This window comes from Neisseria bergeri, from assembly GCA_003044455.1.
Taxonomy (GTDB): domain Bacteria; phylum Pseudomonadota; class Gammaproteobacteria; order Burkholderiales; family Neisseriaceae; genus Neisseria; species Neisseria bergeri.
The window spans coordinates 445,886-468,968 of the sequence record POWY01000001.1 but is presented as its reverse complement, the minus strand read 5'-3'; the positions used below and the strand labels follow the sequence as shown (position 1 = coordinate 468,968).

General features: G+C 51.2%; 31 protein-coding genes. 13 read left to right on the top strand and 18 right to left on the bottom strand.

All coding sequences use genetic code 11. The features are described 5' to 3' along the window. Nucleotides 1-92 precede the first annotated feature (92 nt). The 12 genes from DBY86_RS02790 (at nt 93) to dcd (ending at nt 9,744) form a co-directional block, all read left to right on the top strand. Nucleotides 93-962: a meta-pathway of phenol degradation family protein gene (locus DBY86_RS02790; protein WP_101132025.1), complete on the top strand. Its 870-nt coding sequence runs from the start codon at nt 93-95 to the stop codon at nt 960-962. A gap of 42 nt (nt 963-1,004) precedes the next feature. Then, on the top strand, nt 1,005-1,478 hold the full coding sequence (locus DBY86_RS02785; RefSeq protein WP_086430039.1) for a hypothetical protein: 474 nt from the start codon (nt 1,005-1,007) through the stop codon (nt 1,476-1,478). 561 nt (nt 1,479-2,039) lie between these two features. After that, on the top strand, nt 2,040-2,312 hold the full coding sequence (locus tag DBY86_RS02775) for a hypothetical protein (protein ID WP_086430046.1): 273 nt from the start codon (nt 2,040-2,042) through the stop codon (nt 2,310-2,312). Between the two features lie 236 nt (nt 2,313-2,548). Continuing rightward, nucleotides 2,549-2,836, top strand: coding sequence for a hypothetical protein (locus DBY86_RS02765; protein WP_086430037.1), 288 nt, complete (start codon nt 2,549-2,551; stop codon nt 2,834-2,836). 269 nt (nt 2,837-3,105) lie between these two features. Further along, a complete protein-coding gene (locus DBY86_RS02755; protein WP_086430036.1) occupies nt 3,106-3,330 on the top strand; it encodes a hypothetical protein in 225 nt (74 codons plus the stop codon). Nucleotides 3,331-3,385: 55 nt separating this feature from the next. Then, complete coding sequence (locus DBY86_RS02750) at nt 3,386-4,042, top strand: C39 family peptidase (protein ID WP_101132026.1); 657 nt, start codon at nt 3,386-3,388, stop codon at nt 4,040-4,042. A 126-nt stretch (nt 4,043-4,168) separates the two neighbouring features. Beyond that, nucleotides 4,169-5,464 (top strand): histidine--tRNA ligase, encoded by a 1,296-nt coding sequence (gene hisS / locus DBY86_RS02745; RefSeq protein WP_101143970.1) that lies wholly within the window; start codon nt 4,169-4,171, stop codon nt 5,462-5,464. Continuing rightward, entirely contained in the window at nt 5,465-6,094 is a 630-nt protein-coding gene (locus DBY86_RS02740; protein WP_101143969.1) for a YfgM family protein, read from the top strand. A gap of 162 nt (nt 6,095-6,256) precedes the next feature. After that, nucleotides 6,257-7,714: a ribosome biogenesis GTPase Der gene (gene der / locus DBY86_RS02735; RefSeq protein ID WP_107818807.1), complete on the top strand. Its 1,458-nt coding sequence runs from the start codon at nt 6,257-6,259 to the stop codon at nt 7,712-7,714. Nucleotides 7,715-7,744: 30 nt separating this feature from the next. Further along, complete coding sequence (locus tag DBY86_RS02730; RefSeq protein WP_107818806.1) at nt 7,745-8,644, top strand: recombination-associated protein RdgC; 900 nt, start codon at nt 7,745-7,747, stop codon at nt 8,642-8,644. Nucleotides 8,645-8,695: 51 nt separating this feature from the next. Continuing rightward, nucleotides 8,696-9,112, top strand: coding sequence for an MORN repeat-containing protein (locus DBY86_RS02725; RefSeq protein WP_021438563.1), 417 nt, complete (start codon nt 8,696-8,698; stop codon nt 9,110-9,112). A 65-nt stretch (nt 9,113-9,177) separates the two neighbouring features. Further along, the gene (gene dcd, locus DBY86_RS02720; RefSeq protein WP_002222688.1) at nt 9,178-9,744 is read left to right on the top strand and encodes a dCTP deaminase; all 567 of its coding nucleotides are present in this window, start codon (nt 9,178-9,180) and stop codon (nt 9,742-9,744) included. 63 nt (nt 9,745-9,807) lie between these two features. On the opposite strand, the gene DBY86_RS02715 is transcribed toward dcd, so the two are convergent. From DBY86_RS02715 to DBY86_RS02650, 15 genes are all read right to left on the bottom strand, one after another. Beyond that, nucleotides 9,808-10,512: an SIMPL domain-containing protein gene (locus tag DBY86_RS02715; RefSeq protein ID WP_107818805.1), complete on the bottom strand. Its 705-nt coding sequence runs from the start codon at nt 10,510-10,512 to the stop codon at nt 9,808-9,810. Nucleotides 10,513-10,768: 256 nt separating this feature from the next. Then, entirely contained in the window at nt 10,769-11,542 is a 774-nt protein-coding gene (locus DBY86_RS02710; protein ID WP_199901019.1) for a DNA adenine methylase, read from the bottom strand. Next, a complete protein-coding gene (locus DBY86_RS14060) occupies nt 11,496-11,915 on the bottom strand; it encodes a hypothetical protein (RefSeq protein WP_465119536.1) in 420 nt (139 codons plus the stop codon). Before DBY86_RS14060 ends, DBY86_RS02710 begins: the two co-directional genes overlap by 47 nt. Beyond that, entirely contained in the window at nt 11,915-12,055 is a 141-nt protein-coding gene (locus DBY86_RS13265; RefSeq protein ID WP_199901030.1) for a hypothetical protein, read from the bottom strand. The genes DBY86_RS14060 and DBY86_RS13265 overlap by 1 nt, the downstream gene beginning before the upstream one ends. Beyond that, nucleotides 12,052-12,504, bottom strand: coding sequence for a hypothetical protein (locus DBY86_RS02700; protein WP_042508299.1), 453 nt, complete (start codon nt 12,502-12,504; stop codon nt 12,052-12,054). The genes DBY86_RS13265 and DBY86_RS02700 overlap by 4 nt, the downstream gene beginning before the upstream one ends. Further along, complete coding sequence (locus tag DBY86_RS13540) at nt 12,504-13,229, bottom strand: tail fiber assembly protein (RefSeq protein WP_234403359.1); 726 nt, start codon at nt 13,227-13,229, stop codon at nt 12,504-12,506. Before DBY86_RS13540 ends, DBY86_RS02700 begins: the two co-directional genes overlap by 1 nt. Before the next feature lie 40 nt (nt 13,230-13,269). Continuing rightward, nucleotides 13,270-14,178 carry a phage tail protein gene (locus tag DBY86_RS02690; protein WP_107818804.1) on the bottom strand — a complete coding sequence of 303 codons (909 nt, stop codon included), beginning with the start codon at nt 14,176-14,178 and terminating at the stop codon, nt 13,270-13,272. Beyond that, nucleotides 14,178-14,756, bottom strand: coding sequence for a phage tail protein (locus tag DBY86_RS02685; protein ID WP_107818803.1), 579 nt, complete (start codon nt 14,754-14,756; stop codon nt 14,178-14,180). Before DBY86_RS02685 ends, DBY86_RS02690 begins: the two co-directional genes overlap by 1 nt. Before the next feature lie 2 nt (nt 14,757-14,758). Further along, entirely contained in the window at nt 14,759-15,892 is a 1,134-nt protein-coding gene (locus tag DBY86_RS02680; protein ID WP_107818802.1) for a baseplate J/gp47 family protein, read from the bottom strand. Next, entirely contained in the window at nt 15,883-16,260 is a 378-nt protein-coding gene (locus DBY86_RS02675; protein ID WP_003753441.1) for a GPW/gp25 family protein, read from the bottom strand. The genes DBY86_RS02680 and DBY86_RS02675 overlap by 10 nt, the downstream gene beginning before the upstream one ends. A gap of 72 nt (nt 16,261-16,332) precedes the next feature. Next, nucleotides 16,333-16,968, bottom strand: a complete 636-nt coding sequence (locus DBY86_RS02670; protein WP_107818801.1) for a phage baseplate assembly protein V — start codon at nt 16,966-16,968, stop codon at nt 16,333-16,335. After that, nucleotides 16,931-18,025 (bottom strand): contractile injection system protein, VgrG/Pvc8 family, encoded by a 1,095-nt coding sequence (locus tag DBY86_RS02665; RefSeq protein WP_107818800.1) that lies wholly within the window; start codon nt 18,023-18,025, stop codon nt 16,931-16,933. Before DBY86_RS02665 ends, DBY86_RS02670 begins: the two co-directional genes overlap by 38 nt. Beyond that, nucleotides 18,013-18,234, bottom strand: a complete 222-nt coding sequence (locus tag DBY86_RS02660; RefSeq protein WP_107818799.1) for a tail protein X — start codon at nt 18,232-18,234, stop codon at nt 18,013-18,015. Before DBY86_RS02660 ends, DBY86_RS02665 begins: the two co-directional genes overlap by 13 nt. Next, complete coding sequence (locus DBY86_RS02655) at nt 18,231-19,127, bottom strand: phage tail protein (protein ID WP_107818798.1); 897 nt, start codon at nt 19,125-19,127, stop codon at nt 18,231-18,233. The genes DBY86_RS02660 and DBY86_RS02655 overlap by 4 nt, the downstream gene beginning before the upstream one ends. Beyond that, entirely contained in the window at nt 19,127-21,778 is a 2,652-nt protein-coding gene (locus DBY86_RS02650) for a phage tail tape measure protein (protein ID WP_107818797.1), read from the bottom strand. The genes DBY86_RS02655 and DBY86_RS02650 overlap by 1 nt, the downstream gene beginning before the upstream one ends. Before the next feature lie 38 nt (nt 21,779-21,816). Here DBY86_RS02650 and DBY86_RS02645 point away from each other — a divergent pair, with 38 nt between their 5' ends. Continuing rightward, nucleotides 21,817-22,002 (top strand): hypothetical protein, encoded by a 186-nt coding sequence (locus DBY86_RS02645; RefSeq protein WP_107818796.1) that lies wholly within the window; start codon nt 21,817-21,819, stop codon nt 22,000-22,002. A 1-nt stretch (nt 22,003) separates the two neighbouring features. On the opposite strand, the gene DBY86_RS02640 is transcribed toward DBY86_RS02645, so the two are convergent. The 3 genes from DBY86_RS02640 to DBY86_RS02630 form a co-directional block, all read right to left on the bottom strand. Beyond that, nucleotides 22,004-22,123, bottom strand: coding sequence for a GpE family phage tail protein (locus DBY86_RS02640; RefSeq protein ID WP_234403358.1), 120 nt, complete (start codon nt 22,121-22,123; stop codon nt 22,004-22,006). A 55-nt stretch (nt 22,124-22,178) separates the two neighbouring features. Further along, nucleotides 22,179-22,472 (bottom strand): phage tail assembly protein, encoded by a 294-nt coding sequence (locus tag DBY86_RS02635; protein WP_107818794.1) that lies wholly within the window; start codon nt 22,470-22,472, stop codon nt 22,179-22,181. 95 nt (nt 22,473-22,567) lie between these two features. Further along, the gene (locus tag DBY86_RS02630) at nt 22,568-23,083 is read right to left on the bottom strand and encodes a phage major tail tube protein (RefSeq protein ID WP_107818793.1); all 516 of its coding nucleotides are present in this window, start codon (nt 23,081-23,083) and stop codon (nt 22,568-22,570) included.

The following is a 23,083-nucleotide window of genomic DNA, read 5'->3' as shown; positions in this document are numbered from 1 at the left end:
TATCGTTTTTTTTGATTTAAAAATTTGTTTAGACAAAATGATCGGATATTCATTATTATCAGTAAATAAGAATTAATATCAATAGGAGAAATATGAAGCGCATCTTTTTGTCCGCCTTGCCCGCCATCCTGCCTTTATCCGCTTATGCCGACCTGCCCTTGACGATTGAAGACATAATGACCGACAAGGGCAAATGGAAACTGGAAACTTCCCTTACCTACCTGAACAGCGAAAACAACCGCGCCGAACTTGCTGCACCGGTTTACATCCAAACCGGCGCAACCTCATTTATTCCCATTCCGACCGAAATCCAAGAAAACGGCAGCAATACCGATATGCTCGTCGGTACGCTCGGTTTGCGCTACGGACTGACCGGCAATACCGACATTTACGGCAGCGGCAGCTATCTGTGGCACGAAGAACGCAAACTCGACGGCAACGGCAAAACCCGCAACAAACGGATGTCTGACATATCCCTCGGCATCAGCCATACCTTCCTTAAAGACGACAAAAATCCCGCCCTTATTGGCTTTCTCGAAGGCACGCTTTACGAAAAATCACGCGGCAAAGCCTCGTCGGGAAAATCATGGCTGATTGGCGCGACCACCTACAAAGCTATCGACCCCGTCGTCCTCTCATTGACTGCCGCCTACCGTATCAACGGCAGCAAAACCCTTTCAGACGGCATCCGCTACAAATCGGGCAACTACCTGCTGCTCAACCCCAACATCTCATTTGCCGCCAACGACAGAATCAGCCTGACCGGCGGCATCCAATGGCTGGGCAGGCAGCCCGACCGGACGGACGGCAAAAAAGAATCCGCAAGAAACACATCCACCTACGCCCATTTCGGCGCAGGTTTCGGTTTCACCAAAACCACGGCTTTAAACGCATCCGCACGTTTCAACGTTTCAGGGCAAAGCAGTTCCGAACTGAAATTTGGCGTACAGCATACATTTTAAGCAGGTTTTGATTTTCCAACCTTGTAATCCAAAGGAGTTATTATGAAAAAACAAATCACCGCAGCCGTAATGATGCTGTCTATGATTGCCCCCGCAATGGCAAACGGCTTGGACAATCAGACATTTGAAAACCAAGTGTTCCACACGCAGGCAGATGCGCCGATGCAGTTGGCGGAGCTTTCTCAAAAGGAGATGAAGGAGACTGAGGGGGCGTTTCTTCCTATTGTGGCAGGTGCTTTGATGGGAGGGGCAATTAGTGCCTGGGCTAATCACGGCATTTCTAAAATTAAAACAGGGCAATTTGCTTCAACAAGAAGTACCTTAGCTGCAACCGCTGGCGGTATGATAGGAGGCGGATATAGCAGTGCGATGTTGCGCGGCGCAGGGATTACTACTAGTGCTTTTGCTCGTTCTGCTTGGAAAGGGGGAAATGCTATTCCTAATGCAGTTATTCGTGCAAATGGTGCAGCATTAAATCAGTCTTCCAGTGCCGCAATGGGAAAACATAGAAGATAAACGAAATGGATGATCTAATACTATATTTTTTATCAGGTATATTCGGAAATCAAGTTGCTGAATATATTATAAAAAACAACCGTGAGATAAAAGTTCCCTTTATTGCGCTTTACGCAATATTTTTTACATTGATTTACACTGTGGCTTTGTTGTTTCTCAGTCTGGTCTATTGTGTCAATGGTGCGGAGATTGCATGGAAGGGGATAGGTATTTTCAGTATGTCGGTCAGTTTTTGTATAGTCTTCTGTCTTTATTTGGTTGACAAGGCAGGAAGATGTAAGGATAAGAAACAATAGGGATCAGATGCGGCAGCAAACGTAGATTGGGTCTAGGCCCAACCTGCGTTTGCTGCATCTTTGGAAGAAATAGTGGATTCGAAAAAATAGGAAGAATACTGATTAATGGTATGCGAGGTGCAGTAGTGGGGACTGTTGCTGGTGGCATAAATGGTTATGCAGGTTCTACGGGTAAGAACACTGACATTCGCCGTTAAATAATAAATAAACCAACTTCCAACCAAACCTGCTATCGGTTTGGTTGGAAGTGAGAGGAGGTAAGGTAGTGTTTGCTGTTATTTTCTTTTCGACATTGGGCTGTATTTTAGCATGGATAAGAGATATTCCTAAAATAAAATCAAAAAAAATTTTGGCAAGATCCTTATATATTATAGGAATAATAAATGTAATAATCAGCTATGTATTAATTAAAAATATATTGATTTCTGTTTCGGATGGAGGTGGAATAAAATATGTTGCAATATATTTATCAAATCTTTTTTTTTGGACAGTATTGATGTATGTTCTTGTGAAAAGATTATCTAAAAAGCCAAGCTGAAACCCAGTACACAACTCATCAATAAAAATCCCTTTTGCACGGAACAATGACAATATTCAAATTGCTGGATTTGCAATCTGATTTACCTATTGAAATTGGGTGTGCAACATACGTTCTAAGCAGGGCTTTGATTTCCCAAAGAGGCTGAAGGGTAAGAAACGCTTATATCATAGATAAATAATGGCAAAACAGGTAATGAATTAAAGACATTACCTGTTTTTACAGAAATTTTTAAAATGGATGATTTGATTGCAGCTTTTTTAGGCTATTTATCAGGTAAATATAGCGAAGGGAAAATAAGTAGATTAGAAATATCCCTAACGGCAGGAAGCATTTTCTTTGCAGTATTCTTTATTCATGAACTGATAATTTTTATTGTTGATGGAAATAAGGAAAATCTTTGGGATTTTATTACTGGGATAATGAAAGATTTATTTTTATTTTCATGTTTTGTTTGTTTATTATTCCACTTCTTATTATTTATTGCGGAAACCATTGGAAAAACAATCAATAAGATTAAATAAGATATTTAAGCCGCTAAAAAACCATTTGAGTATTTTATCTTCTATGCGGCATTTATCTTGTAATTGAAATACTGCAATCGGGAGGCTAAGGCTTCCGTTGTAACGTTTACCATATATTTCATTATTTTAATTTCATCAAAAAACAAAATTCAAGATTATGCATACCGCCAATCGTTTCTTGATTGTTTTGTATATTTATCTGATATATCAACATCTCTCTATCTTATTCCGAATTTTATTGTTGAAACTTGCATTAAAAACCATACAAGATGATGAAAAACAAATATATTTTAATAAAAACAGCAATCGGCATAACCGCCATATCTATATTTTATCTTCTGACTCAAGAAAGCAGCGGCAAAACTGAAGAACCATCATATTTCTTGATGTTCATGTTTCTCAACTTGCTTTGGTTTGAAGAAAATAAAACAGTTACGGCTGCCGTTACGGCAATGATTGCCGCCCACTTTATATTTGTCTCACTATCCGATTAATAAGCAAACAAAAAGGCTGCTTGGAAATTTCAGGCAGCCTTTCAGGAGGATTTTGATGGAACAAAAAAGGCGGTTTGCCGCTTCCCTGCTCCTCGCCGCCGCCCTGCCGCTTTGTGCACATTCTTTTCCCTTTGCGGAAGAAAACCCCATAGCCTACGGCAAAGTCAAAATACAAAGCTGGAAAGCGCGGCGGGATTTCAATATTGTAAAGCAGGATTTGGATTTTTCCTGCGGGGCGGCTTCGGTGGCGACGCTTTTGAACAATTTTTACGGGCAAACGCTGACGGAAGAAGAAGTGTTGGAAAAGCTGGATAAGGAGCAGATGCGCGCGTCGTTTGAGGATATGCGGCGCATTATGCCTGATTTGGGTTTTGAAGCGAAAGGCTATGCCCTGTCTTTCGAGCAGCTTGCGCAGTTGAAAATCCCCGTCATCGTGTATCTGAAATACCGCAAGGATGATCATTTCTCGGTATTGCGCGGTATAGATGGCAATACGGTTTTGCTTGCCGACCCGTCGCTGGGTCATGTTTCGATGAGCAGGGCGCAGTTTTTGGATGCTTGGCAAACCCGTGAGGGTAATTTGGCAGGTAAGATTTTGGCTGTCGTACCGAAAAAAGCCGAGACAATTTCAAATAAATTGTTTTTCACACATCATCCCAAGCGGCAGACGGAGTTTGCAGTCGAACAAATCAGGCAAGGGCGTGCAGAGTAAGTCAAATGCCGTCTGAAAACTGTTTCAGACGGCATTTTTACCCGTCCGCAAACCATCCCTATCCTCACAAGCCCTTAAAAATCCGCTATAATCGCCCGCAATTTGATTTAAGCATTCTTACTTGAAATGGCACAAAAAATTCAATCTGTAAAAGGCATGAACGACCTTTTACCTGTCGAACAAAAAGATTTCAAACTGACGGCTGCGTTTTGGCAGGCGTTTGAAGATACGGTTAGCCGTTGGACACGCGCTTACGGCTATCAGCAAATCCGTACGCCGATTGTCGAGCAAACCGGTTTGTTTGTCCGCTCCATCGGCGAGGAAACCGATGTGGTCGGCAAGGAAATGTACACCTTCTCCGATTCAAACGATTCTTTGAGCTTGAGTCTGCGTCCTGAAGGTACGGCTTCTTGTCTGCGTGCTGTGGTCGAACACAACCTTCTGTACAACAGCCCGCAAAAGCTGTGGTATATGGGGCCGATGTTCCGCCGCGAGCGTCCGCAAAAAGGCCGTTATCGTCAGTTCCATCAGGTCGGCATCGAGGCTTTGGGTTTTGAAGGGCCGGATATTGATGCGGAAATCATCGCGATGTCTGCCGATTTGTGGGAAAAATTGGGTATTCGTGAATACCTGACTTTGGAAATCAACAGCTTGGGCAACCGTGAGGAACGCGCAGCACACCGTGCGGCGTTGGTTGAATATCTGACCCGTTATGAAGACAAATTGGACGAAGACAGCAAACGCCGTCTGAAAACCAATCCTTTGCGCGTTTTGGATACGAAAAACCCTGATTTGCAGGAAATCTGCAATGCGGCTCCGCGTTTGGTGGATTATTTGGGCGAGGCTTCGCAAAACCACTATGCACGCTTCAAGGCGATGTTGGACGGTTTGGGGATTCAATATGTTGAAAATCCGCGCTTGGTACGCGGTTTGGATTATTACAATCAGACGGTTTTTGAGTGGACGACCGACAAACTCGGCGCGCAGGCGACTGTGTGCGGCGGCGGCCGTTACGATGGTTTGATTGAAGAACTTGGCGGTAAGCCTGCGCCGTCTATCGGCTTTGCAATGGGTATTGAGCGCCTGCTGCTTTTGGTGAGCGAATACGGCTCGCTGGAAGTGAACGCTGCGCCTGATGTCTATGCAATGCACCAAGGCGAAGGTGCGGACTTGCAGGTGATGAAATACGCGCAAGCCTTGCGCGCTCAAGGTTTCAATGTGATGCAGCATTCCGGCTATCAAAGCCTGAAAGCGCAAATGAAAAAAGCAGACAACAGTGGCGCACGCTTTGCCCTGATTGTGGCTCAGGATGAGCTGGCAAACGGTACGGTTACGCTCAAAGACATGAACGGCGCACACGGTCAACAAACCGTCGCCGCCGAGGATTTAACCCATACTTTACAACAATGGAAGAACGCATAAATGGCAGCCCATTTGGAAGAACAACAAGAGTTAGACAACTTCAAATATTTTTGGAAAACCACGGGCAAATGGCTGTTTGCCGTGCTGATTTTGGCAGCGCTCGGCTACTTGGGATACACGGTTTACCAAAACCGTAAAGTTACCCAAAATCAGGAAGCCGCTGCCATATTGGCTGAAATCGTGGAAAAGGCGCAAAACAAAGCCCCGCAAAACGAAATCAATGCCGAATTGGCCAAACTCCAACAAAGCTACCCGCATTCCATTTCCGCTGCCCAAGCCACGCTGATGGCGGCGGCAACCGAATTTGACGCGCAGCGTTACGATGTTGCCGAAGGCCATTTGAAATGGGTATTGTCCAATCAGCAAGACAGCCTGATTCAGGCGTTGGCGGCGCAGCGTCTGGGCGTTGTGTTGTTGCAACAAAAAAAATACGATGCCGCGCTTGCCGCACTCGACACGCCGGTTGAGGCGGACTTCGCCCCCCTGCTGATGGAAACCAAAGGCGATGTTTATGCCGCACAGGGAAAAAGCCAGGAAGCCTTAAAAAACTACGGACAGGCTTTGGAAAAAATGCCTCAAGATTCTGTCGGTCGCGAATTGGTTCAAATGAAACTCGATTCGCTGAAATAAATGCCGTCTGAAATGCCGTCTGAAATGCCGCCCTCTCTTCAGACGGCATTTCAGACAACACTATCCTACGGCAATTCCCGTAAAACCCATCCGCCGTGTCCCAACGGACACCTGCTCGTGTTCAGTTCTCCCGAACGGCACTTGACACAGAAAGACTCAATCATGAAACCAACCATCGCACTTGTCGGCCGCCCCAACGTCGGCAAATCTACTTTATTCAACCGTTTGACGCGCACCAAAGACGCGCTCGTGCATGACCTGCCCGGTCTGACCCGTGACCGCCATTATGGTCACGGCAAAGTCGGCAGCAAACCTTATTTGGTCATCGATACCGGCGGTTTCGAGCCGGTTGTGGACAGCGGCATTTTGCACGAAATGGCAAAACAAACCTTGCAGGCTGTCGATGAAGCCGATGCAGTTGTGTTTTTGGTGGACGGCCGTACCGGCCTGACCCCGCAAGACAAGATTATTGCCGACCGTTTGCGCCAAAGCCCGCGCCCTGTTTATCTGGCGGTAAACAAAGGCGAAGGCGGCAACAGAGCCGTGCTTGCCGCCGAGTTCTACGAGCTGGCATTGGGCGAACCTTATGTTATTTCAGGTGCGCACGGCGACGGCGTGTATTATCTGATTGAAGATATTTTGGAAACCTTCCCAGAGCCGGAAGCCGAAGAAGCCGATGCAAAACATCCTGTTTTTGCCGTTATCGGTCGTCCGAATGTCGGCAAATCGACCTTGGTAAACGCCATTCTCGGCGAAGAGCGTGTGATTGCCTTCGATATGGCAGGCACGACGCGCGACAGCATCCACATTGATTTTGAACGTGAAGGCAAACCGTTTACCATCATCGATACCGCAGGCGTGCGCCGTCGCGGCAAAGTGGATGAAGCGGTGGAAAAGTTCTCCGTTATCAAAGCGATGCAGGCGGTTGAAGCGGCAAACGTCGCTGTTTTGGTGTTGGACGCGCAACAAGACATTGCCGACCAAGATGCGACGATTGCAGGTTTCGCTTTGGAAGCAGGCCGTGCCTTGGTGGTTGCCGTCAACAAATGGGACGGCATCAGCGAAGAGCGGCGCGAGCAAGTGAAACGCGATATCAACCGCAAACTGTATTTCCTTGATTTTGCCAAGTTCCACTTTATTTCTGCGTTGAAAGAACGCGGCATAGACGGATTGTTCGACAGCATTCAGGCTGCCTACAACGCGGCGATGATTAAGATGCCGACACCGAAAATCACGCGCGTATTGCAAAGCGCGATCGAACGTCAGCAGCCGCCGCGCGCCGGCTTGGTGCGTCCGAAAATGCGTTATGCCCACCAAGGCGGCATGAATCCGCCGGTGATTGTGGTACACGGCAATTCGCTGCACGCGATTTCCGACAGCTATACGCGCTATCTGACCCAGACCTTCCGCAAAGCCTTCAATCTGCAAGGTACGCCGCTCAGAATTCAATACAATGTTTCGGAAAATCCGTATGAAAATGCGGAAGACAAACCGAAGAAAAAACCGCTGCGCCGCGTCAGCCTGAGCAACCGCATCGAGAAACGCGAAGGCCGCAAGGAAGAGAAAAACCGCTTCAAGAAGAAAACCAAAGTCAGTGTGAAAAAACAATTCAGCAAATAATTCCCGACATTTCAAACAACAGGAAACATTATGTGGTTCAAGCAGATTAGTTTTTATCCGCTCAACAAAGAAAAGCTGCCTGAGGCGGACGTACTTGCCGACAAACTTGCTGAAGCTGAATTTACCCATTGCCAAGGCTTAGACTGGTTCAGCGAAGGCTTTACCGCACCGGTTTCATTCTCCCCTGAACTCGTTTTCCCTGCCGACTTCACCTTGCGCGTCGCCCTGAAAAAAGAGGAAAAAGTCCTGCCTGCCGGCGTCATCCGCGATATTTTGGAAGAGAAGGTAGCGGAAATCCAAAACAATGAAGCCCGCAATGTCGGTCGCAAAGAAAAACAAGAGCTTAAAGAGCAAATTACAGACGACCTGCTGCCCCGAGCGTTTACCCGCAGCAGCCGTACAGAAGCGGTGTTTAACACCCGCCACGGCTATCTGCTTGTCAACAATGCGGCTTCCACCAAAGCGGAAAACATCCTGACCAAGCTGCGCGAAGCCTTGGGCGGTTTGGAAGCCTCGCTGCCGAATACCAAACAATCGCCCTCTTCCCTGATGACCGGCTGGCTGTTGCAAGGGCATTGCGAAGGCGGTTTTGAATTAGACAGCGATTGCGAACTCAAAGGTACGGGCGATATTGTTCCCGTCGTCAAAGTATCCAAACAAGATTTGACCGCCGACGAAGTGGTTCAACACGTCAAAAACGGTAAAACCGTAACCCAGCTCGGTTTGGTTTGGCGCGAACAAATCGCCTTTATCCTCACTCAAGACTTCACACTCAAGCGCATCCAATACCTCGACGTATTGCAGGAAGAAGCCGAAAGCAACGGCGACGATGCCGCCGGCCTTGCCTTCGCCTCGCAAATCCTGATGGCGGAATCCGTCAGCACCATGTTGGAAGAGCTGGTTTCCTATTTGGGCGGCTGGCAAGATTGATTTTTCAGACGGCTTTTATACCGTCAACCAAAATCCAATGGAATAACCCTTATGCTTAAACATCTCGCATTCCTACTGCCCGCCATGATGTTCGCCCTCCCCACTTCGGCCGCCGTTCTGACTTCCTATCAAGAACCCGGCTGCACCTACGACGGCAATGTCGGCAAAGACGGTAAACCCGACGGCAAAGGCACATGGCACTGCCAAGACGGGCGCAACTATACCGGTTCGTTTAAAAACGGCAAGTTCGACGGACAAGGCGTTTATACCGTTGCCGCCAACCGCGAAATATTTATTGAACCGTTCAATTCCGACAGTACCAAATTCCGCAACATGGTACTCTCGGGCATATTTAAAAAAGGTTTGGCACACGGCAAATTTACCGTCTCGCAAAACGGCGAAACCCTCTTCATTATGAAATGCGAAAACGGCATGATTAAAGAAGTGAAACTGCCTAAAAACAAATAAGCCCCGTTTTCAGACGGCATCCCCGAATGCTTTGTCCGAACATCGAAAGAAACAAGGAAAACATTATGAGCATCAAGTCCGACAAATGGATACGCCGCATGAGCGAAGAATTCGGCATGATCGACCCCTTCGAGCCGAACCAAATCAAAGAAGCCGACGGCAAACGCATCATCTCCTACGGCACGTCCAGCTACGGCTACGACATCCGCTGCGCCAATGAATTTAAAATTTTTACCAACATCAACAGCACCATCGTCGATCCCAAAAACTTCGATCCCAAAAACTTCGTTACCGTCGAAGACGACTGCTGCATCATCCCGCCCAATTCCTTCGCACTGGCACGCACGGTCGAATATTTCCGCATCCCGCGCAACGTCCTGACCGTCTGCTTGGGCAAATCCACCTACGCCCGCTGCGGCATCATCGTCAACGTTACCCCGTTCGAACCGGAATGGGAAGGCTACGTTACCCTCGAGTTTTCCAACACCACCCCGCTGCCCGCCAAAATCTACGCAGGCGAAGGCGTGGCGCAAGTCCTGTTTTTCGAGAGCGACGAAGTGTGCGAAACTTCATACAAAGACCGCAACGGCAAATATATGGGGCAAACCGGCGTTACCCTGCCTAAAGCCTAAAATATAAATGCCGTCTGAACCGTATCATCCGGTTTCAGACGGCATTTACCTGTTTATCCGTGGTTAGAACTGAACCGTTCCATTGACACTGATGCTGATTTCCTCCACACCAGGTGCAACGGAATCCGTACCCTCCACGCCGTAGCTTGCTGCCATCGGCATGGCACGAAGCATTTTTGCCTGAGCAGCTCCTCCACCCGCGATATGGCTGCCGATGTGTCCCAAATTTAATTTGACGATTTTATAACCGGACGTACCCAATATGCCCGACAACTTGTCGGCACGCGCCTTGAAACGCAAAATAGCATCTTTACTGACCTGATCGATGACCTCGTTTCGGCGTTCACGCGACACATGGAAATCCGTATATTCCAATGCGGCATCTGCCTGAATATCGGCAATAAAACGGTTTAACTCATCAAAATCCCTACCTTCGACCTTAAATTCCGCACGCTCCTCCCAGCCTGTTTGAATGCGTCTGCCGTTGGTATATTGATAGCGCGGCATCGCACTGCGCGATACCAATTCGGTTTTAAAGCTACCATTTTTTGATTTTCTGTTAAAACTGTTGAATTTTTTAACAAACTCGGCATTGACGGCATTTTTGTCCCGTCCTTCTGCCGCCACCTGGAAACGCGCGGACATTGTATCCTGAGCCACCTCGATACCCGCCGATTCGGAAAATTCGACAATATTGTAATTCAATGCTTCAGCCGCTGCCGGAAAAGATACCGCCAATAGGGAAGCCGCCAAAATAGAACGCAGCATATCCGTATCCTTACTTATAAAACCGCCAATCTAGCATATAGGTACGCTAAATTGCGTTAGCGTAAGGCAACAATTTAATATTCGATCGGCCTGCCTTATAATAACCGTCTTTCCGATACGGAATCATATTATGTCCGAACCTGAAGCGCACCGAGAAAAATTTCGGCATTTTCTGAGAAAAAACTTTGGCAGTTTATTGCATTATTTGCAACTCCCTTGCACTTTTATAAAAGCGACGATAACCGTCGCTTTTGTTTTACCAGTTGCAGATAACCAGTTCGCCGCTGGTTTTTTGCGTTTTGTCCCGACCAACGGAATAGGTAAGCTCAAGGCGGGTAGTTCGGAAATCTTTGAACAACTCTCTAATATCGGGATGGTCGTTGATGGACAGCATGACTTTGCCTTTGCTCTCAGCCATCGATTTCGCCAATAGTTCATATTGCGTCCAATCAAAAGAACGGTCATAGCCTGCTGTTTGCCAATACGGTGGGTCGGCATAGAAGAAGGTATGTTCGCGGTCGTAGCGTTTAAAACACCGTTCCCACGGTTCGTTTTCAACGAATACACCGTTCAGTCTGGTTTTGGCAGCGGTCAGTTTTGCTTTGATTTGAGAGGCGTCCCATGCTTTAGATGTAGTTGCTGTACCGAAATGCTGTTGGACGGTTTTGCCGCCGAAGGCATTGTGCTGGAGGTAGAAGAACCGTGCGGCACGTTGGATGTCGGTCATGCAATCCGGTGGTGTGCTTTGCAGTCGGGAGAAGACTTCACGGCTGGTCAGCGTCCACTCGAACTGTCTGACAAACTCATCAAAATGATGCTGAACGACGCGGTAGAGGTTAACAAGCTGTCCGTCGATGTCGTTAAGTACCTCTACTTTGGCAGGTTTCGGGCGAAGGAAAAAGAGTGCCGCTCCACCTGCAAACAGTTCGACGTAACAGGAATGTTCGGGGAACATGGGGAACAGGTGTTTTGCTAGGCGGCGTTTACCGCCCATCCATGGGACGATGGGTTGTGGTTTGGTATAGTCCATGAGTTACTCCTATATAGCGGGTACTCGCGGTACTCTTATCAATATAATGAATCATAATGTTTTGATGCTCGGTGGCATTCTGATGATTTTTAATTAGTTGAAGGTATTGATATTTTTGCAGCGCATACATTTTATTTGCACGCTGCCGCTGCCTTTTGCAAGCAGCCTGCCGCAATATTTGCAGCGCAGTTCGCGGTAGTTTTGCATTTGCACTCACTCCAATTTTGGATAGAATGCCCAAGTCTCTAGAGACTAAGGCGGCCTTGAAGTCAATGCGGCTTGCCCTGCTTGGCTGGCGTACCAGTGTTCCCGCACCGGTACGTCGCCGTCCCACTTTAATATTTTTATCCTCCTTTATTGATGTTATTTCCATCAGTTGCTCTGTATTATTTGATAATTGGCAATTTCTTTTTCCGCTCGCTCGAACAGGGCAATATCGCCGGTTTCCGATGCGTATCTGCTGACCCTCATCCATTCGTCGATTTGGGTCTGACAAAATTGAGAGGGTGTCATACAGCCTCCCTCCGGAATATTGCTGCCAAATCCCCGGGCGAGAACCGCCAACCTTCGGTTATTCCCATTACCGTCGCACAAAACTCGCTACAGAACCAACGGTTTTTACTCTGAGTCAGACGGAATACCGTCCCAACTGCTCCCATCCAGTCGTAACGGCAACCGCGTGTCTGAGCATATAGGCAGACGACCGAACTGTGCGCGGATGGCGGCAGCGGAATCAAATCCCACTTTTCAGACGGCAGCGGCATCACTTTCATACGTACACCGCCGTCGCGCCCACTGGCGGAATAACAGGCATAAGAAGAGGCGCAGTATGTAGGGAGCCGCACGGCGATTTCGCAGTGACTGTACTGACTGCGAGTTACAGTACGTATCAGCCAATCCTCAAACCTCGCACGTATTCCGTCCGCCTTTCCTTTGTAAAGTGCCAGATAAACTTCCGCCATCATTCAGCCTCGGCTTTCAGGTCGATGACGAGCGATATATCAGTCAATTCATCAAGATTTGCCGCGGCGTTGATTTTGTCTTCCGCCGCCTGCCTCAAGCCTGCCACATAAGCGGTCAACCGCTCGAATTTAAGCGTTTTTTCATAAGCTTTTTGCCTTAAAGCAGCGGGCGGCACGCCTCGAGAAGCGGCAATGGCGTCAAGCGTCGGCGTTGCAGCATTAGGGTCGGCATGCCATGCCTTCGCCTCAAATGCCTGCGTTGTCCAAGTTGCCACCTCAAATTCGGGCACTTTATCCAAGCCCGCCGCACGGTTTATATAGGATTGCGCGGTGCGGTTGACTTCAGCCAGTTTTTCAGACTTCGCCTGTTGCAGTATTTTCTTTTTGGCGGCAGGTGTCAGCACCCAGTCGCTTCCGTCCCATTTGTGGTATTCCGACGGGCGCGGAATCAGGGTCAGGCCTTTAGGTAACGCGCCGGCTTCTTCGATGTCGGTTTTGCCGCCGTCGCTCGTCCGGTAGGCGGTTTGGCCGCGTCGGTCTTCTAGGATTTCCCACTCTTCGCCCGTCCAACGCGCGGCGTGGTGTTCGGGGATTTCTGGCGGCGCGGTCTCAATGCAACCTGCCGGGATGAGCCAGTTTTCAGGATTTAATGGATCAGGGTCGGCGCCGGTGCTGCCGATATAGAGGTTTTGGGTGTCGAGTTGGTAAACGGTTTTCTGGGTCATGGGGTTTGTCCTTTCAGACGGCATTTTGTTTCAACGCGCATCAAATTTTGATGCAGGCCAACAATGCGATGTTGCGCGGGCGGTTTTCGTTGGCCGTGGGGACGACGCGAGATGCGTCGAAAGTAACAGCCGTAACGGCGGCCCCCCTTGCGTTTGAGTCAAAGGTCCATTGTTTGGTTGCTTGCTCTTTTTCGAACGCGCCCGACGTGATGACGTTGTCGAAGAGTTGCTCCGCTTGATTTTGGCCGCTGTCTAATTTGCCCGTGATATTACGAATGGCATCGCCTTGCGCACTGCCCAGTGCACGCCCGCTGTCGATGCCGCGGGCGTCGTCCCAGCCGCGCACGAATTCGCCGCGAAGGTCGGGCAGATTGAAGGTGGTGCGGCCGTCACCTGTGCCGTAGGTGGTACCGATGGATTGGAAAAGGGCGGCGTAGAGGGTGCGCGATACGGCCGCGCCGTTGGCTTTGAGCCAGCCATCAGGTGCGGTTGTGCGGGCGAAGTACATCACCGCGCCGCTGGTGATGAGGCTTGGGGCATCGGCTTCAGTCAGGACGCGGTTGCGGTCATAGGTGAGGTTGCCGTCGTGTTTCAAATATAAAATCCTTCCGCTCTTTGTATTCACGACATATGCGCCGGTGGCGTCCGCGCCCAGCCTGATGTAGCGGTCGGCGGCGGCGTGGGCGGTGCTTGCACTGGCTTTGATGTCGGCTTGGAAGGTTTTCGCGCCAGTGATGGTCTGGTCGTCGGTGCGGGCGACGGCGTTGTTGCCTAGCTCTTCAATGGTGCGGTTGGCGGCTTCGGTTTGGTTTTTGAGCCAAAGGGTGCGGTTGGCCAATTGTTTTGCCTGACGGTTGTCGATGCCGTCCGGCCCGCCCATCACGGGGTCGGAGGTTTCTAATTGGTAAATGCCTGTTTCCCATTGTGCTGTTTCGTTCAAATTTGCCATTATGCAGTTCCTCGGTTAAATGTTCCGTCTCTCGATACCCGTCCGTTATGCCGGACGGCGGCGTGTCGGTAATCCAATGCCGCCAATACGCATCGGGCAGGCGCGAAGGCTTGCAGGGTATGCCGCAGCAAAGCCGCCTGATCGTTGGTTAGCGCGCCGTTCATGGTGATACGGTAATGCGCCCAGTGGTCGGACCGTCCGTGCGCGTAGGTTCCGTCCCGCCTGATTTCGCCGTTGTGTTCCTTATTGCCCAAGCCTTCGGTGATTTCGACTTCTCCGAAGCCGAGCCGCCGCACGATTTCGCGTATCGCCCACGGCGTGCCTTTCATACGGTGCAGCCGATACGCGCTTTTAATCAGCTTGCGGCGCGTCTGGTCGCTTTCAGCCAACCAGTAGCCGTCCGCACCTAAAATGCTGCGGCCCTCCGCCAGCAGCGCCAAGTGTTCTGGAGCAACCAAATCTACCAGCCTCGGCAGTAGTCTGACCGCATCGGCCTCATCCATCCTCAAGCCTAAATCCGCCAACATTTTGTAACGCCGGTCGTGTTCGATAACGGATGCGTAGGAGAGTTTTGCCATTGCTAACCCTCCGCCGTTTCAGGCGAGATGCGGATATTGACGGAAGTGCATCTTGCCCATTGGTCGGGTTGGACGACGGTCAGCGCGGGCGACTTTAAAACGACGTTGTATACGCCTGCCGCCTTCAATGCCGTCTGAATGTCCAGCGGCACGATGTCCGCGCCCAGTTTTTCGCGGCGTGATGCTTCGTAATCTGCCCAAGCCTGTTTTGCCGCCGCCAAAACTTCGGCGGCATCCGCGCCTGTAAACAGCGTGAGTTCCGCATCCAGCGTGTAATCGATAACAGAAGGGGCGGCAACGCTTACCGTGTCGCAAAGCGGGCGGACACGCTCGTCAGACAAAGCCCTCTGCACTTCGCCGATGAGTTCGGGAGACGGCAGTCCGTTTTTAGTTAGCACCGTTACCCGTACCCGGCCGCCGACCGGCTCGCCGCCTGCCGTTTTCAGGTTGCCGACATGAACGTCGCAAATGACAGGATTGACACGTCGTGCGAAGTATTCGTATGCGCCGACAGGCCCCGCCACGCTGAAACTTTCCGGGGCGAGCAGGATGCGTTGCCGATAAGCATCGTCCGACTCTTCGTCCGCACCGCCTGCCGATACTTCGATATTGGCGGCAGATACGCCGTCAATAGGACTGACCAAGGTATTGATTTGTCCTGCGGCAAAACCATTGCCGGACACACCTGTCTGCGTGCAGACAGCCTCCAAATCCAAAGTTCGGCCGGCCGGTAAGAGCGTGCCTTCCGATGCCGTCTGAAACACGGTCGCACCTGCGGCAATCTGCGTACTTTGCGGGATGACGACGGGTTCGCTGTGGGAAGCTGCAAGGGTAAAGCGGACGGTGCAGCGGGCGGCCGATGCCTCAAGGCGCGGCGTGTTCACATCGTCGCCGCACAAATCCAACATCAACCCCGTTGCAAAACGCGGGTGCTGCTGGCGGTAGGCTTCGTTCAAGGCTTTGCGGACCAGCATTTCGCGGTAGGCATAGGTGTTGATAATCAGACGCTCGATGTGGGCGGGTTGCAGGGTTTTGCCGCTTTTTGCCTCATAGTCGGCAATGGTCTGCGCCAAAATCTCGGCAAGGTCGTCTGAAACCGCCTTGACTTCTTCACGCTTGAGTTTGCTCAAATCCATGTCGCCTGCTCCAATCTGATGTCTGTCGTATAAACCTCGCCTGCCGCCTTATCGGCGATACGCCAATAAACCGTCATCGTCAGATGCGGTGCGGCACCGTCGAAAATAATGTCCTCAACCACTGCCCGCTTCTCCCACGTCTGTATGGCCAGCACGGTTTCGCGCACGATATTGGGGATAAACACGTCTTCCGGCGTGTCCAGCCATTTGTAATGGTCGGAGCCGAAATCAGGACGGGTAACGTCCGCGCCTTTGCGGGTGGACAGGATATTGCGGATACATTGGTCGATGTCGTCCTCGCCCTGAACCACGCCCGAGCCTTCGGGCGCGAGCTGCCAGTGTTTCGAGATAGGTGCGGCGTAGAACATCAAAAAATCCCTGTATCGCTGATAGATACAGGGATTGTAGAGAAGGCCGTCTGAAACGCCTTTTAATGCGGTTTAATGATTTTTCGGTTCGCCGGTTTGCCCTCCGGAATCGCCGTCATGGATGTGCTTGCCGATATTGATGCCGTTGACGATAAGTTCGCCGTCAATGATGACGTTACCCGTAATCTTCGCCGCCTCGCCGCCGCCGGCATTGCCTGCTGCCAAACCCGCGGTATAGGTCAACAGCCCGTTTACCGTCGCATTGCCCGTAATTTCTGTTTCCGGCGATTGGATGTCCACTTTCTGCGCCGCTTTGATTTCGACCTTGCCCGGCGTTTCCACAACGACTTCGCCGCTGCGCCGGTCGTGCGAGATGACCGTGCCGTTGGCAAACCGTTTGACCCATTTGTTTTGGTCGGATACCGGCGGCTTGTCGGCGGCATTGTAAATCGCGCCGATGACGCAGCCGTTTTCGCCGCGCGCGTCCAGCAGGCAGACCACCAGTTCGCCCACATCGGGCAGGCTGTAAAAACGGTTGCCGCCCGCCGCGGGTGTCGCCATCGGCAGCCAATCGGTTTCCATGTCGTCGAGTACGGGGATTTTTACCCGCAAACTGTGTGCCGCCGCATCGACTGCCGATACCGTACCAAATTGCATCGTTGCCGTAAAATCATGGGTTTGCACTGCCCGGCTCCTCTTCAGAAACATATTCCGTCATCTTGATTTCGATTTCCGTCGTATAGCCGCCGCTGCGCGAAAAGTCATGCCGCGACTGTTTGACCAGATATTTGCCCGAAAACTTGCCGAATCCTTTCAGCCGTACCATTTGACCTGCCGCCAACAGCGCATTGCCGACCAGTATAACCGTCCCCGCGCATTGGTCGTCCTGCGCATCTGCCAATTTGGCATCTGCCCTGGCATTTAATTGGGCGGTACTCTCACCCTTATTCGGCACGATACGCAATGTATCGCCCGTGCTGCCGTGTTTGGCTTTGCTTCGCTTGGGCTTGCTTTTTCGGCTTGCCGAGACCGTTTTCTTGTTTTTCGGGTCGTAGCCTTTGACATCTACTTTGGACGGCACGCCCTTAATCAAATCGCGCAGGCGGACACGGATGATGTCCTCGGGCAGCAATACGACAACGGCAGGACGCTGTTTGAGCTCGTCGTTGTCGGTAAATACCAGTTTCTTGCCGACGATTTTAAAGCTGTGTCCGTACTCCTTCGCCAGCCGCGCCAAAAACTCGACATCGCGCTCCTGATACTGGGTAACGCGTTTGATGGGGATGTTTTTGACCGTACCCGTTACCTCCAGCTTCAGACGGCCTGCCACCTGACGGACGATGGCGGCCAAAGTCGTATTTTCGTACGCCTTGCCGCGCAGGGTGCGGTTCGACTTGGTAATGCCCGTCGATAAAGCCTTCAGGCTGACCGTCGACGGCGGGCGGTTGTATTCGATTTCAGCAATTTCAAATTTGCCGAAAGACACCGGCCCGGTAAATTGGTCGCCCAGGCTCAAAGACAAAGCATCGCCCTGTTCGGGATACCAATTACTCAGCCAGCGGTCGTCCGTATCCTCAAAATTGACCTGCAATTCGTCCGACTGACCCTCAAGATAATCGGTATAGCTGAACGAAATCAGATAAGGCGCAACATCTGCCGTTATATCTTTGTCTTCGTAAGACAGGACAAAATCGGGCATGGTAACCGGATGGGTATTGCCGCCATCCAAGCCCTTCAGCTTCAAAAACGCACTTAACGCATCCACGGCGGCAGCTCCTCTTGGTTATTTTTCGGTTTGCTTTCCAAAACGGGGACAAATACCGTCAGCCCGCTCACGAACTCTTCCGCCAATGGCAGATGCGGATTGGCGGCAATCAGACCGTCAATCAACAGCGCATTGCCGTAATGCTTGTGCGCAATCAAATCCCATCGGTCGCCGTCTTGGGTGGTGTAGCGTATGACCGCACTCATCATTTATCCTTTCTTGCCGCAAGATAGCCGGTCAAAGCCTGGGCGGCGGCAGAGCCGTTTGCCAGCGCATCCGATGCTTCGGCTACGCCGTTTTCCACCGCATCCAACCAACTTCCTACCGAACCGCCCTCATAACCTACCCGCAATGCGCCGACGGCACCGCCCAGCCGGTTGGCCGCTCGTCCTGCCTGTGCCGCAAATTCTGCCGCGCCTTTCAGGTCGCCGAAAACCGCCGTTACTTCCGGCAAAGCATTGAGCCGTCCTAAAATGCCGCCGCCGACATTGAGTGCGTCCCCCAACAGGTTTAATGTCCCTGACGGGTCGTTTTTCAAATCTTTGGCCGCGCGTATCAGGTTCTGCATATCGGCTATGCCCGATTCCGCAGCGCGGTAAACCTTGATACCTTTTTCGACCGCCCTCACTACATCCGATGCCTGAGCCCGAACGCTCTCCGGTAATAAGGACAGGAGCGGATTTTGCCTGCCCGACTTGACTGCGGGTGTAGGCAGGGGATTATTCGGGTCGCCGACAAACTGGGTCAGCTCTACATCCAATTCCCGCGCCGCCGTCCGACCTTGCGCGTCCTGAATCAACGTGCGCTCCGTCAGCCGCTCAAGCACAAACCATCCGACAAAACGGCCGCTGCCGTAAACCAAAGACACTGCCTGCTGCGCCTCCAAAGCCGACAGCAGACCCTTATAAGCCGTGTCGGGATTACCCAGCCGCCAATGCAACTTGAGAGAGAAACGCAACGTCGTCAGTTCGTTTTGTAAGGCCTGCAGGCGCGGACGGCCTTTTAAGACCTCATGCTTGGCAAAGTTCGCCGAATGTTCCGCCTCAAGCGATGTGAAGCTGTTTAAAAGCTCAAATCGCACATCACCCAACATCGCATACATCAATAAGCCCTCCGTGCTTTGTCGTCCATCATGCGGCGGAACATTGCTTCGAATTCACGCAAGCCCATCTGCAGCGCAGCCTCAATCTGCTGAGGATTACCGCCCGGCGCGTTGATGGTCGGGTTGTAATTGATGGTCATCCCGCCCGCCGCCTGAGTATTGCGTGCAGACGCAAATGCCTCGCCGCCCGCAGACAACCGTGCCGCCAGCGCGCCCATATGGTCGGTAAAACCGCTTTTCAGACGGCCTGCCGTATTGGCTATAGAGGCAATCGGACGATCCGCACTCCCGTCCAAACCGATTTGCAGGCCATCCATCATCCATCCGCCAAAGCGGCGGAACACGCGGCTGGGCGAATGGATGCCCATCACGCCGGCAAAAGCCTGTTTGAGCGATGCCGCCTTTTCGGCAAACCATGCCTTGACCGACTCGAATTTGGACTGCAACCCGTTCCACAGCCCTTGGATGATGTTTGCGCCAAACTGCGTGAAGCTGGACGGCAAGTCAATGCCGAACCAAGACAGTACGGCGGCAAAGGTCGAATAGAACGCGCCAATGGGCGACCAGTTGAGAATCAGGCCGAGGATGCCGAGCAGTCCGCCGTCAAAGGCAGTTTTCATTTCGGCGATTTTGCCGCCGACCCAACTGGCGACCGCTGTGATTTTTTCACCTATCCACAAGCCTGCCGATTCGCCGAAGCTGCGCGCCCCGCCTGCAGCAACTTGTGTCGTGCTGAAGAAATCCCTAAAGAAATCCAATAGCGGCCGGACAAAAGGTCGAACCGTATCCCACAAACCACCTAAGACAGAAAAAACGGTATCTACAACCGGAGAAATAGCGTTATAAATGCCGTCCCAAGCATCCGACAGTGCAGAAACCAGAGCATCAAAAGCAGGTTTTAACGGTTCCAAGCCTTTCAACAGCCCGTCCCACAGTCCGGCAAAAAAAGCCTTAATCGGGTTCCAAGCCTTGTAAATTGTCCATCCAACCAGGGCAAGTGCGCCGACGGCCAAAACCAGCGGCCACATTGCTACCAGCGAAGACAGGTTAAAACCTAGCATGGCGGTTCTTGCTGCCGCCAAAGCCCGCATGAGCTTTCCTAGCCTACCCGGTACATCATGCAGTCCCATTCCGCCTTGCATCACAGTATGGGTCAGTACAATGGCAGACCGTAGCGATAAAACCGCTCCCTTCATTCCCAAATAAGCAGCACGCGACCGGTTGGCAACGACCATCGCACCAAACATCCCGACTTTAAAAGCCAGCAGCGAAGCGGCCGTACCGACAATCCCTTTCGTCAATACGGGATGTTTTTCCGACCAGTCCGAGACGATGTTGGCAAGTTTGTTGCCCTTAGCCAAAAAATCATTCAAGGCAGGCAGGACTATCGAGCCCATGCGTATGCCGAGTTCCGAAATCCCGTTTTTGAAAATTTGGATTTGGTTCGCCGTTGTTGCCGAACGGTTGGCAAACTCGCGCTGCATCGACCCGAGATATTTCAAATTGCCTGAAGCATCGCGTTCTTCCAGCAATGCCAGTTGGCGGTTGTACTCACCGACATTGTTGGCGAGCATCATGGCATCGTCGGCATAGTTCCTGCCGAACATCTCCAGCAGCATGGGGAACTGCTCCGCCTTCGGCAACTGCTTGACCCGAGCCAACAGGTTGAGCATCGCACCGTTGGCATCTTTGTCCATAGCGGCGGCAAATTCCTTGGTTGTCAATCCTAGCTCTGCCAGCTCTTTTTTCGCACCGCCCGCCTTCATGACCGACATCGAAGTAATCATGCCCTTCATTGCCTGCGCCGCCAGTTCGGGGGCTTTGCCCATACTCAAAAAGGTGCTGCCCCATGCAGCACCTTGGTTTTCCGTCATGCCCAACTGCTTGATGTCGCTGCCGACGCGGGTCAGGACGTTGACAATATCCGCCGCCTTCGAGTTCGCATTGTCCGAAAGATGGTTGACGGCATCGCCCAATATGCCGATTTTGGGAATGGGTATCTGCAAGACGTTGGACAGCGTCGCCATAGATTCGCCCGCCTGTCCTGCCGCCATATCGAATGCCACGCCCATCTTGGCGGCATTTTCGGCAAAACCCGTCAGGTTTTCGCGGGCGACTCCTGACTGTCCGCCTGCGGCAACGATGGCGGCAATGTCCTTGCCCGCCATCGGAATCTTGCGGGTCATTTTCAAAATGTCCCGTTCCATTTCCTTAAATTGCTGCGGCGTATCGAAATTAACCACCTTTTTGACATCAGCCATTGCCGATTCAAATTCAATCGAGGCTTTGACAGGCAAAATTAATGTACCTGCGGCGGCAAGCGCACCCTGCCATTGCCCTTTGATGTCTGTCCATTGGCTGCTGACGGCTGCCCTTTGGGCGCGGACGGCATTGAGCTTTTCATATTGGCGGGTCAGTTTGGCGACGGAATTGCCGATTTTGTCGTATTCCTGCCATAGCTGTTTGGCAGACGATACGCCCAAACGGTCTTTGTTCCGCTCCAATACCCTGCCCAGTTCCTTCTGACGTTCGGACAGGGTATTGGTCGTCGTTTTCAGCGTATTCATCGCCTTGCCGATATGGGTCAATCCAGACAAAGCTCCGCCGACAACGGCGGAAACGCTGATTGATATACCTAAATCGCTTGCCATATGCTAATATGCACCTATTAAAGTGATGGGTTGTTTGTATGTTTGTTGTCGGTATGCTCGCAGTTTTAGCTGGTATTTTTTATTGCGTCGTCCTTGCTGCTTCCGCTGTTTGGCTGGTAGCAGTCGAGTTATGGCAGGCGTTTTTTGAAAAAGCTGAGCCTGACAATGGTTGGTGTCGCGATTTGCAGCGCGAAATCGAAGAAGAACGCCGACACCAAATCTGAATCACATCCCCCTCCGATAACCCGCCTTCATTTGGCGGGTTGCTTCTTTCTGCCAGTCTTCAAATTCGTCCAGCGGCAGCGTATAAACCTCATCTACGCTCCAACCGAACCACCAAGCCAAATCGGCGGCGGCAGACAGCAGCTGCCGCTGCGTTTCAGCCTTTGAAAGAGGAGGACTATTTGTCTTGGTCAGATTCCGTGAAGCGGCGAAACGTTTCCTGCAACTGTTTCCAATCCGCCAAATCCAAACAATCCAAGTCTTCGGGAATCATGCCTGCCATACGGGCAAACAGAGCCAGTTCTTGCTCCGCCTCATTCGTCAGGTGCGACACGGCGCGCAAATCGCCCACGCGCAAACGACGGAGCGTTACCTGTTCCAACATCTGACCCGTCGCCAGCCGTACCGGATATTTCAGTTTCACAACGGTATTTACACCCAAATCTTCTTGCAATTTCTTGGCTTCATTCATTTTCCATCTCCAAAAATAAAAAAATCACCGTATCGGTAAAGATACGGTGATTGTGTCAAAGGTCGTCTGAAACGGCTTTTAATCCGATTTAAAGATTAAGCACCAATGTTTTTACGCATTTGGTTTAAAACGTCCTGACCGTCCACGCGGTAGATATTTTTGAACGCGTTGTAGTACAGCACTTCGCGCCCGCCGACGACTTGGCGGACTTCTGTTGCCTGGTAGGTTGAGCTAAATTCCGCCTTTTCCTTCGGCTTGTAGCCGCCCAAGGCGTTTTTAGAAAACACTGCCGTTACCGTGGTTACGATGGGGACTTCTTCCGCCAAACCTGACGCATTGAAGGTCTGCAGGTTGCCGCGCACCATCAGTTGCACAGCTTTAAAGGGGTTGGATGCCTTCTTGGCCACCTCGGGATAAAAGCTGTTCCAAGTAACTTCGCCTTCCAGGGCTTCTACGCCGTTGGGCAGTTTGATGGTACCGACCATACCCAAACCGGTATGGTCGTCCTGCCCAAACTCAAACTCGGGCAGTTTGAACTCGGATGCGTTACCCAACAGGCTGTTGCCGTCGATATAGACGTTGGCATTGTAGATTGCATTGATTGCACTCAT